This window comes from Streptosporangium nondiastaticum (genome assembly GCF_003011965.1).
GTDB lineage: Bacteria > Actinomycetota > Actinomycetes > Streptomycetales > Streptomycetaceae > Streptomyces > Streptomyces nondiastaticus.
Window position 1 is genome coordinate 18,718 of the sequence record NZ_PXWG01000080.1, and the last position, 10,383, is coordinate 29,100.

At 74.8% G+C, this 10,383-nt stretch carries 1 protein-coding gene; it reads right to left on the reverse strand.

The features are described 5' to 3' along the window. Positions 1-31: 31 nt before the first annotated feature. Complete coding sequence (locus B7P34_RS23835) at positions 32-10,324, reverse strand: type I polyketide synthase (RefSeq protein WP_223268155.1); 10,293 nt, start codon at positions 10,322-10,324, stop codon at positions 32-34. Positions 10,325-10,383: the final 59 nt, after the last annotated feature.

Here is a 10,383-nt window from a genome sequence, read left to right on the forward strand (position 1 = left end):
TCGGCTGTCGTTAAAGGTAGAGCGCCAAGAACTAGGAATTTTCTAGATCTTGATCGATCAGATCGAAGATGTCGTCGATCGTCGCGTCCTGCAGTTGCCGCTGTGCGTCAGCGGATTCCGCGCCGTGTTCCCCGGTGGAGCTGACCAGGGACAGGAGCTCCTGCAGCCGCCTGCGCACCCCTGCGCGGACCGTCTCCTCGGCGGAGGCCGCGGCCCCGATCGCCGACTCCAGCCGGTCCAGCTCGCTGAAGACGGACACCTCGTCCGGGCCCGCGTCGCCGGCGAGTTCGCTCCGCAGGTGCCGGGCGATCGCCTCCGGCGTCGGGTGGTCGAAGACCAGCGTCGCGGGCAGGGCCAGGCCGGTGTCGGCCGTGAGCAGGTTGCGCAGCTCGACCGCCGTGAGGGAGTCGAAGCCGAGGTCCCGGAACGCCAGGTCCGGTTCCACCGCCGCGGATCCGCTGTGGCCGAGGACGGCCGCCGCGTGCGCGCACACCGTGTCCACGAGCAGGCGGTGCTGTTCGCCCTCGGACAGGGAGGACAGCTTCTCCTTCAGCGCGGACGCCTCCGCGGCCGGCCGGGCGGGCTCCTCGGCCAGGGCGTCCCTGACCTCGGGCAGCTCGCTCAGCAGCACGCTCGGCCTGCTGACGGTGAACGGGACGACGAACCGCTCCCAGTCCACGTCCGCGACGGTGACCGCCGTGTCCCCGTCACTGAGTGCACCGTGCAGGGCGGAGATCGCCCGGTCCGGCCGCAGCACCGTCAGGCCGCGCTGCCGCAGCCGCTCCTCGTCGCCGGCGTCGGCGACCATGCCGCCCTCGCCCCACGGGCCCCAGGCGATCGCGGTCGCGGCGAGGCCGCGGGCCCGCCGGTGCTGCGCCAGGCCGTCGAGGAAGGCGTTCGCGGCCGAGTACGCGGCCTGCCCGCCGCCGCCCCACACGCCGGAGATGGACGAGAAGAGGACGAAGGCGTCCAGCTCCCGGTCGCCGAGCAGTTCGTGGAGGTGCACGGCCCCGAGGGCCTTCGCGGCGACCGTCGCCGCGAAGTCGCCGAGGTTCGTGTCGGCGAGCATGCCCGCCTCGGCGGTGCCGGCCGTGTGGACGACGGCGTTCACCGGGTGCTCGGCGAGCAGCGCGGCCAGCGCCTCGCGGTCGGCCACGTCACAGGCCGCGACCGTCACCCGGGCGCCCAGCTCCTCCAGTTCGGCCTTGAGTGCGGCCGCGCCGGGGGCGTCGAGGCCGCGCCGGCCGGCGAGCACCAGGTGCTCGGCACCGGCGCCGGCGAGCCAGCGGGCGACGTGCCCGCCCAGCGCACCCGTGCCACCGGTGATCAGCACCGTTCCGCGCGGCGACCACGTACGGCCGCTCCGGGCTGCGGGCAGGTGCGACAGGCGCCGTCCGAACACCCCGCGGTCGCGGATCGCGACCTGGTCCTCGGCGGACTGGCCGAGCACCGCGGCGAGGCGGCCGGCGACCCGGCCGTCGATCGTGTCCGGGAGGTCGACGAGCCCTCCCCAGCGCTGCGCGTGCTCCAGCGCCGCCACCCGGCCCAGGCCCCAGACCTGGGACTGGTACGGGTCCGCCGGCTCGTCGCCGGGGGTGACGCCCATCGCGTTCCGGGTCGCGCACCACAGCGGGGCGTCGACGCCCGCGTCGCCCAGGGCCTGGACGAGCAGGACGGACAGTGCGACGCCGGTGGTCAGTGCGGCGGCCGCGGGAGCGGGCTCGCTGTCGATGGCGAGCAGGGACAGGACGCCCGCCACGGCCTCGTCACCAGCCGCGCCGGCGAGCTGCGCCGCCAGGGCCTTCCGGTCGGCGGCCGGCTCGACCGGGACCGGCAGCGGTGAGAGGCCACGGCCGGTCAGCCCGCGCAGGCAGGCGGTCACCCAGTCGTCGCCGAGTTGCGCAGCGCTGACCGGAACCAGCCATACACCGTTCCGGGCCGGGCCCGCCGGGGCGGGGTCGGGGATCCCTTTCCAGGTGACGCCGTAGCGCCATGCGTCCACGGTGGACTGCTCCTTGCGCTGCCGGCGCCACGACGACAGCCTCGGCAGCACGTCGCTGAACGCTTCGTCGGCCCGGATGTCGAGGGTGCCGGCGAGGGCCTGCAGGTCCTCGCGCTCCACGGTCTCCCAGAACTCCGCGTCCACCGGGTCCGCGACCGCGGCAGCGGCAGTGGTTTCCGGTGCGTCCAGCCAGTAGCGCTCGTGCTGGAACGCGTACGTCGGCAGGTCGGTCTTCCGCGCACCGGGGAAGCCGGAGAAGAACGCGCTCCAGTCCACGGGGACGCCGTGCGCGTGCAGGTGCGCAAGGGCCGTGACGAGGGCCTGCCGCTCGGGGCGGTCCGCGCGCAGGACGGGCACGGTGACGGCCTCGTCCACGCTGCCCTGCGCCATGCCGCTCAGGACGCCGCCGGGGCCGATCTCCACGAAGGTGGTGACGCCCAGGTCGTGCAGAGTGTGCAGGCCGTCGGCGAAGCGGACGGCTTCGCGGACGTGCTGGACCCAGTACTCAGGGGTGTAGGGCTCGGCCAAGCGGCCGGTCAGGTTGGAGACGACCGGGATCCGCGGCTCGTTGAAGGTCAGGCCGCGGACGACGTCAGCGAAGTCCTCCAGCATGGGGTCCATGAGCGGCGAGTGGAAGGCGTGGCTGACCTTCAGGCGGGACGTCTTACGGCCCTGCTGCGTGAAGAGCTCGGCGATCTTCAGCACGGCCTCTTTGTCCCCGGAGATCACCACGGACTGCGGACCGTTGATCGCCGCGATGCCGACGCCGTCGGTCAGGTGCGGCAGCACCTCGTCCTCGGTCGCCTGGACCGCCACCATCGCGCCACCAGCAGGCAGGGCCTGCATCAGCGCGGCACGGGCGGACACCAGCTTCGCGGCGTCGTCGAGCGACAGCACACCCGCCACATGAGCGGCAGCGATCTCGCCGACCGAATGACCGGCCACGTAGTCCGGTCGCACGCCCCAGGATTCGAGGAGTCGGAACAGCGCCACCTCGATGGCGAAGAGGGCGGGCTGGGTGCACCCGGTCTGGTGCAGGGTCTCGCCATCGACGTCGACCGGCGCGTCCAGACGCGCGCACACCTCGTCGTACGCGTCGGCGAACACGGGGAACGCCTCGTACAGCTCACGGCCCATGCCGATGCGCTGCGAGCCCTGACCGGAGAACAGGAACCCGGACTTGCCTCCCGGCCGGCCCTGGACGACTCCCGGCGACGGCATTCCGGCGGCCAGGTAGCCCAGTCCGCGGCGGAAGTCGTCACAGGTCTCGCCGATGACCGCGGCCCTGTGGCGCAGGGTGCTGCGGGTGGTGGCGAGGGAGAAGCCGACATCGGCGGGGGACATGCCGTCCTCCACGAAGGACAGCAGCTGCCGCGCCTGATCGCGCAGTGCCGCGCTGCTCTTGGCGGAGAGCACCCACGGCAGCAGGGCCGGACCCTGGGCCTCTGCGGGCTCCTCGTCGAGGGCCGGGGCCTGCTCGATGATGGTGTGGGCGTTGGTGCCGCTGACACCGAAGGACGAGATCGCGGCGCGGCGCGGGCGGTCCGACTCCGGCCAGTCCATGGCCTCGGTCAGCAGCCGGACGTCACCGGCCGACCAGTCCACGTGCGGCGTGGGTTCGTCCGCGTGCAGGGTCTGCGGCAGGACGCCGTGGCGCATCGCCATGACCATCTTGATGATGCCGCCGACGCCGGCCGCGGCCTGGGCGTGACCGATGTTGGACTTCAGCGAGCCCAGCCACAGCGGCTGACCCTCCGGCCGCTCCTGCCCGTACGTCGCGAGGAGTGCCTGCGCCTCGATCGGGTCGCCCAGCTTGGTGCCCGTGCCGTGGGCCTCCACCGCGTCGATGTCGGCGGCGGTGAGGCCGGCGGCGGTGAGCGCCTGGCGGATGACCCGCTGCTGCGCGGGGCCGTTCGGGGCGGTGAGGCCGTTGGAGGCGCCGTCCTGGTTGATGGCGCTGCCGCGGACGACGGCCAGGACCTGGTGGCCGTTGCGGCGGGCGTCGGAGAGGCGCTCCACCAGGAGCATGCCGACGCCCTCCGCCCAGCCGGTGCCGTCCGCGCCGGCGCCGAACGCCTTGCAGCGGCCGTCGGGGGCCAGGCCGCGCTGGCGGCTGAACTCCACGAAGGCCCGCGGGGTGGACATCACCATGACGCCGCCCGCCAGCGCCATGGAGCATTCGCCGCTGCGCAGCGCCTGAACCGCCCAGTGCAGGGCCACCAGCGACGACGAGCACGCCGTGTCGACGGTGACGGCCGGTCCTTCCAGGCCGAGGGTGTAGGCGATGCGGCCGGACATGATGCTGGCGGAGTTGCCCGTGCCGAAGAAGCCCTCGGAGTCGTCGACCGCGTTGAACGCCTGGGCGGCGTAGTCCTGGTAGCCGGAGCCGACGAAGACTCCGGTGCGGCTGCCTCGCACCGACTCCGCGTCGATGCCGGCCCGCTCGAACGTCTCCCAGGTGGTCTCCAGCAACAGGCGCTGCTGCGGGTCCATGGCGACGGCCTCGCGCGGGCTGATCCCGAAGAACGCGGGGTCGAACTCGGCGGCCTCGTACAGGAATCCGCCGCGGCGGGTGTACGTCTTGCCGGACGCGTCCGGGTCCGGGTCGTAGATGCCGTCGACGTCCCAGCCGCGGTCCGCCGGGAAGTCTCCGACGGCGTCGCCGCCGGAGACCACGAGCCGCCAGAGGTCCTCGGGCGAGCGCACCCCGCCCGGGTAGCGGCACGCCATGCCGACGATCGCGATGGGGTCGTCGTCCTCGGCTGCGGCGGTGGCCGTCTCCATCGCGGCCGCGGCGGTGCGGCCGGTGAGCTCGGTGTGCAGCTGCCGGGCCAGGGCCTGGGCGTTGGGGTAGTCGAAGACCAGGGTGGGCGGCAGGGCGAGGCCGGTCTCGGCGTTGAGCTTGTTGCGGAGTTCGACGGCGGTCAGGGAGTCGAAGCCGAGGTCCTTGAAGGCCCGGTCGGCTTCGACCTCGCCGGCGCCGCTGTGGCCGAGGACGGCCGCCGCGTGCGTGCGGACGAGCTCGACCAGCAGCGCGTGCTGCTCGCTCTCGGGCATTCCGGCGAGGCGGGCGGCCAGCGGCGAGTCGGCGGCCGTGCCGGGCTCGCCGGCGGGGACGGCGGCGGTCAGGATCCGCCCGGCCTCCGGGAGGTCGCCGAGCAGGGCGCTCGGGCGGCCCATGGTGAACGGGGGCAGGAACCGCTCCCAGTCGATGTCGGCCACGGTCGTGGTCGGCTCGCCGGAGTCGACGGCCTGGCGGAGGCCGGCCACGGCGAGCGCGGCGGGCATCGGGATCAGGCCGCGGCGGCGCAGGCGTTCGTCCGCGCCGTCGCTCTCGGCCATGCCGCCGCCGGCCCAGGGGCCCCAGGCGACGGCGGTCGCGGGCAGGCCCTGGGCGCGCCGTCGTTCGGCGAGCCCGTCGAGGAGGGCGTTGCCCGCGGCGTAGGCGGCCTGGTGGCCGCTGCCCCACACGCCGGCGATGGAGGAGAAGAGGACGAAGGCGTCCAGCTCCTGCTCCGCCAGCAGTTCGTGGAGGTGCAGGGCGCCGGCGGCCTTCGCGGCCAGCAGGGCGGCGAAGGAGCCCGGCGTCATGCCGTCCAGCGGCTCCAGGTGGTCCACGCCCGCCGTGTGGACGACGGCGTTCACGGGGTGCTGGGCGAGCAGTGCGGCCAGCGCCTCGCGGTCGGCCACGTCGCAGGCGGCGACGGTCACGCGGGCGCCTGCCGCTTCCAGTTCTGCCTGGAGGGCGGGCGCGCCGGGGGCGTCGAGGCCGCGCCGGCCGGCGAGCACCAGGTGCTCGGCGCCGGCGCCGGCGAGCCAGCGGGCGACGTGCCCGCCCAGCGCACCCGTACCACCGGTGATCAGCACCGTGCCGCGCGGCGACCAGCCCTGTCCGGCCCGGCCGTTGCGGCGGGCGGCGGCGTGGGACAGCCTGCGGCCGAACACGCCGCGGGCGCGGATCGCGACCTGGTCCTCGGCCGACTGGCCGAGCACCGCGGCGAGGCGGCCGGCGACCCGGTCGTCGATCGTGTCCGGGAGGTCGACGAGACCGCCCCAGCGCTGCGCGTGCTCCAGCGCGGCGACCCGGCCGAGGCCCCAGACGGCGTTCTGGGCGGCGCTCGGCGCCGCGTCGGAACGGCTGGTGGACATCGCCGACCTGGTCAGCGCCCACAGCGGGGCGTCGATGCCGGCGTCGCCCAGGGCCTGGACGAGGGTGAGGGACAGCGCGGTGCCGACGGTGAGGGCCGGGTGTTCAGGGTGCGGCCGCTCGTCGGTGCCGAGCAGGGAGAGCACGCCGTGGACCGAGGTCTCCCGGACGGCGTCGCCGAGCTGCTGCCGCAGCGCGCCGCGGTCGGTGGCCGGGTCGACGACGAGCGGGATCAGGCGGGCGCCGCGGGCCGTGAGGCCTTCGGCGACGGCGGCGGTCCACTCGGTCTCCTCGGTGACCAGGAACAGCCGGTCGCCGGGCAGTTCGTGCGCCTGGAGACCGCTCAGCGGCTTCCAGGCCGTGCGGTAGGACCAGCCTTCGGCCGCGGACTCCCGGCGCTGCTGCCGGCGCCACGCGGACAGCCGGGGCAGCACCGCGTCCAGCTGCTCGGCGGGCAGGTCGAGGGCGGCGGCGAGGGTCTGTGCGTCCTCGCGCTCCACCGTCTCCCAGAAGCCCGCCTCCACGGCGTCGGTCACCGCGGGGGCGGCGGTGGGCGCGACGGTCTCCAGCCAGTAGCGCTGGTGCTGGAAGGCGTAGGTCGGCAGGTCCGCGCGGCGGGCGCCGCGGCCGGCGAAGAACGCGTGCCAGTCGACGGGCACGCCGTGCACGTGGAGCTGCGCGACGGCGCCGGTGATCGCCTCGGGCTCGGGGCCGCCGGCCCGTACGGCGGGAACGGTGACCGCGCCGTCCAGGCAGGCCTGGGCCATGCCGCTGAGGACACTGCCGGGGCCGGCCTCCACGAACGTGGTGACGCCCAGGTCGCCCAGGGTGCGGATGCCGTCGGCGAAGCGCACGGCCTCGCGGACGTGCCGCACCCAGTAGTCCGCCGTGTACGCGTCGACGAGCTCGCCGGTCAGGTTGGAGACGACCGGGATCCTCGGCTCGCTGAAGGTCAGGCCGCGGACGATCTGCGCGAAGTCGTCCAGCATCGGGTCCATCAGCGGCGAGTGGAACGCGTGGCTGACCGTCAGGCGGGACGTCTTGCGGCCCTGCTGCTTGAAGACCTCGGCGATCTCCAGCACGGCATCCTCAGCACCGGAAATCACCACGGACCGCGGCCCGTTGACGGCCGCGACGCTCACCCGGCCGGTGAGGTGCGGCAGGACCTCGTCCTCGGTGGCCTGGACCGCCACCATCGCGCCGCCTTCCGGCAGCGCCTGCATCAGCCGGGCGCGGGCCGTCACGAGCGTGGCCGCGTCCTCCAGGGACAGGGCCCCGGCGACGTGCGCCGCGGCGATCTCGCCGACGGAGTGCCCGGCCAGGTAGTCCGGCCGCACGCCCCACGACTCCAGGAGGCGGTGGACGGCGACCTCGTGCGCGAACAGCGCGGGCTGGGTGAAGGCGGTGCGGTTCAGCTCGGCGCCGTCCTCGTGACCGTTCTCGCCGAAGGCCACGTCCCGCAGCGGCCGGTCGAGGTGCCGGTCGAGGTGGGCGCACACCTGGTCGTACGCCTCCGCGAAGACCGGGAACGCGTCGTACAGTTCGCGGCCCATGCCGGGCCGCTGCGAGCCCTGCCCGGAGAAGAGGAACCCGACCTGGCCGGCGTCGGCGCGGCCGGCGACGACGCCGGGGGCGGGCGCCCCCGAGGCCAGGGCCCGCAGGCCCTCGGCGATCCGGTCGCGGTCGGCGCCGGTCACGGCGGCACGGTGCTCCAGAGCGGCCCGGGTGGTGGCGAGGGAGAAGCCGATGTCGGCGAGGGAGGGTCCGGTGCCGTCCGCGGTGAGGGACAGCAGGCGCTCGGCCTGGGCCCGCAGCGCGGCCTCGGACTTGCCGGACAGCACCCACGGCACGGTCGCCGAGGCGACCTCGACCGGTGCGACGGCGGCCGGGGCCACGGCCGGGGCCTGCTCGATGATCGTGTGCGCGTTGGTGCCGCTGACGCCGAAGGAGGAGATGCCCGCGCGGCGCGGACGGCCGGACGCCGGCCAGTCGACGGCCTCCGTCAGCAGGCGCACCGTGCCCGCGGACCAGTCCACGTGCGGCGTCGGCTCGTCCGCGTGCAGCGTCCTCGGCAGCACGCCGTGCCGCATCGCCATCACCATCTTGATGACGCCTGCGACGCCGGACGCCGCCTGGGCGTGACCGATGTTGGACTTCAGCGAGCCCAGCCACAGCGGCTCGTCCTCGGAGCGGTCCTGACCGTACGTCGCGAGCAGGGCCTGCGCCTCGATGGGGTCGCCGAGCGCGGTGCCCGTGCCGTGCGCCTCCACGACGTCGACGTCGGTCTCGGTGAGCCCGGCGGAGGCCAGGGCCTGGCGGATCACGCGCTGCTGCGCCGGGCCGTTGGGCGCGGTGAGGCCGTTGGACGCGCCGTCCTGGTTCACGGCGCTACCGCGTACGACCGCGAGGACCTCGTGGCCGTTGCGCACGGCGTCGGAGAGGCGCTCGACGAGCACCACGCCCACGCCCTCCGCCCAGCCGGTGCCGTCCGCGCCGGCGCCGAAGGCCTTGCAGCGGCCGTCGGCGGACAGCCCGCGCTGCCGGCTGAACTCCACGAACGCGGCCGGTACGGCCATGACGTTGACACCGCCCGCGACGGCCATCGTGCTCTCGCCGTTGCGCAGCGACTGGATGGCCAGGTGCAGGGCGACCAGCGACGACGAGCACGCCGTGTCGACGGTGACGGCCGGGCCCTCCAGGCCGAACGAGTAGGCCACGCGCCCGGAGACGACGCTCGCGGCGCTGCCGGTGAGGAGGTGGCCCTCGACGCCCTCGGGGACCTGCGGGAGGCCGGCGCCGTAGCCCTGGAAGGACATGCCGACGTAGACGCCGGTGCGGCTGCCCTTCAGCGAGGCCGGGTCGATGCCGGCCCGCTCGAAGGCCTCCCACGAGGCCTCCAGCAGCAGGCGCTGCTGCGGGTCCATGGCGAGGGCCTCGCGCGGCGAGATCCCGAACAGGGCGGCGTCGAAGTCGCCCGCGTCGTAGAGGAAGCCGCCGTCGCGCGCGTACGTCTTGCCCGGGGTGCCCGGGTCGGGGTCGTAGAGGTTCTCGGTGTCCCAGCCGCGGTCCTCGGGGAAGCCGGAGATCGCGTCGCCGCCGGACATCACGAGCTGCCACAGGTCCTCGGGCGAGCCGACGCCGCCGGGCAGGCGGCAGCTCATCGCCACGATCGCGATGGGCTCGTCGTCGGCGCCGGCCGCGTGCTGCGCCTGCGGCTCGGTGGTCTGCGCGCCGAGCAGTTCGGCGCGCAGGAACCGGGCGAGGGCCGTGGCGTTCGGGTAGTCGAAGACCAGGGTGGTGGGCAGCTTCAGGCCGGTGTCGGCCGTGAGCTTGTTGCGGAGTTCGACGGCGGTGAGCGAGTCGAAGCCGAGGTCGTTGAACGCCCGGCCGGGCTCCACGGCCGCGGCGCCGCCGTGACCGAGCACGGCGGCCGCGTGAGTGCGCACGAGGTCCACGAGCGTGCGGTCCTGCTCGGCCGCCGGCAGCCCGGCCAGCTTCGCGGCGAGCGCGTTGCCGGCCTCGGCGCCGCCGGAGGCGGGGGCCTCCAGGGCACGGGCGGCCTCGGGCACGTCGGAGAGGAGGGCGCTGGGGCGGGTGACGGTGAACGGTCCGATGAACCGCTCCCAGTCGAAGTCCGCGACGGTCAGAGTGGTCTCGCCGTCGGCCAGCGCCTGCTGCAGCGCGGAGATCGCGAGGGCGGGCTGCATGGGCGGCAGGCCGCGGCGGCGCAGCATCTCCTCGCCGTCGCCGACGCCGGCCATGCCGCCCTCGGCCCAGCCGCCCCAGGAGACGGCGAGCGCGGTGCGGCCGCGGGCCCGCCGGTGCTCGGCGAGGGCGTCGAGGTAGGCGTTGGCGGCCGAGTAGGCGCCCTGGCTGGCGCCGCCCCAGATGCCGGCGCCCGAGGAGAACATGACGAACGCGTCGAGCTCCTGACCGGCCAGCAGCTCGTCCAGGTGCGTCGCACCGGCCGCCTTCGCCGACACGGTGCCGGCGAACCCGGCCGGGTCGGAGTCCTCGATCATGACGTGGTCGCCGACGCCTGCGGCGTGGACGACGGCGTTGACGGGGTGCTCGGCCAGCAGCGCCCGCAGGGCGTCCCGGTCGGCCGCGTCACAGGCCACGACGGTCGCGGTCGCGCCGAAGCTGCAGCTGCTGACCTGGTTCCTGCAGGTCATGCCGGTGTTCTTCTTCGTCGGCGGCTTCTCGCACGCCCTCTCGTACCGCCCCCTCACCC

Coding starts and splice junctions, on each gene's coding strand:
- B7P34_RS23835 (WP_223268155.1), bottom strand. CDS start 10,324: ATGACCTGCAGGAACCAGGTCAGCAGCTGCAGCTTCGGCGCGACCGCG.